We start from the raw sequence: 1303 nt of genomic DNA, 5'->3' as shown, positions 1-1303 counted from the left end.
TGGTGCACGCCGCGGAGGGCCGCCACACCCACGGTGAGATGAAGCAGGGCAACACCACGGACACCGCCCTGGTCACGGCCCTGCTGCACGGCGCCCCCGGGGACCGCCTCGAGGAGACCGCCCTCGAGCTGCTGCCGAAGATCCGCGGCGCCTACTGCTTCGTGTTCATGGACGAGCGCACCCTCTACGCCGCCCGCGACCCACAGGGCGTGCGCCCGCTCGTGCTCGGCCGCCTCGAGCGCGGCTGGGTGGTGGCCTCCGAGCAGTCGGCCCTCGCCACCGTCGGCGCCTCGTTCATCCGGGAGGTCGAGCCCGGCGAGATGATCGCGATCGACGAGGAGGGCATCCGCTCCACCCGCTTCGCCGAGTCCAAGCCGGCCGGCTGCGTGTTCGAGTACGTGTACCTGGCCCGGCCGGACGCCACGATCGCCGGGCGCTCCGTGTACGAGTCCCGCGTGGAGATGGGCCGCCGCCTCGCGCTCGAGCAGCCGGTCGAGGCCGACGTCGTGATCCCCGTGCCCGAGTCCGGCACGCCCGCCGCCGTGGGCTACGCGGACGCCTCGGGCCTGCCGTTCCGCCAGGGCTTCGTGAAGAACGCCTACGTGGGCCGCACCTTCATCCAGCCGTCCCAGACGCTGCGCCAGCTCGGCATCCGCCTCAAGCTCAACGTCCAGTCCACCGTGGTGGCCGGCAAGCGCGTCGTGGTGGTGGACGACTCGATCGTGCGCGGCAACACCCAGCGCGCCGTCGTGCGGATGCTCAGAGAGGCCGGCGCCGCCGAGGTGCACGTGAAGATCTCCTCCCCTCCCGTGAAGTGGCCCTGCTTCTACGGCTTCGACTTCGCCACCCGCGCCGAACTCATCGCCAACGGCGCCGCGGTGGACCAGATCGCCGCGTCCATCGGCGCCGACTCGCTGGCCTACATCAGCGAGGAGGGCATGATCGAGGCCACCGGGCAGCCGCGCGAGCGCCTGTGCACCGCCTGCTTCACCGGCGACTACCCGATCCCGCTGGCCGACGAGGGCGAGCGCGGCAAGGGCCTGCTGGAGCCGGTCGCCGTGTCGCCCGCGTCCACCGTGGTGCTGGACGAGGACGGCGAGACCACCACCGTGACCGCCACGGGCTGCGAGCCCGGCCCGGACGCCGACGACGAGAAGCTGCTCACCGAGACGGACAGGATCCCGCTGTGACCCCGAACCAGACCCCCTCCGCCGCCGCCCCGATCACCTACGCCTCGGCCGGCGTCGACGTGGAGGCCGGCGACCGCGCCGTCGAGCTGATGAAGGACGCCGTGAAGGCCACC

At 72.6% G+C, this 1303-nt stretch carries 1 protein-coding gene and 1 pseudogene; both read left to right on the top strand.

Features of this window, described 5'->3' with window-relative positions; translation table 11 throughout:
* Positions 1-1190: amidophosphoribosyltransferase (gene purF, locus AB0N07_RS51245; RefSeq protein WP_365847892.1), on the top strand; the 1190-nt coding region annotated here is incomplete at its 5' end.
* A pseudogene (locus tag AB0N07_RS51240) lies at positions 1187-1303 on the top strand (phosphoribosylformylglycinamidine cyclo-ligase); the annotation flags it as partial. The gene purF and the pseudogene AB0N07_RS51240, both read left to right, overlap by 4 nt.

It is taken from the genome of Streptomyces sp. NPDC051172, assembly GCF_040682555.1.
In the GTDB taxonomy this organism is placed as follows: Bacteria; Actinomycetota; Actinomycetes; order Streptomycetales; family Streptomycetaceae; genus Streptomyces.
Note: the sequence above shows the minus strand (reverse complement) of the source record. Positions and strands in the feature narration are given on the sequence as shown.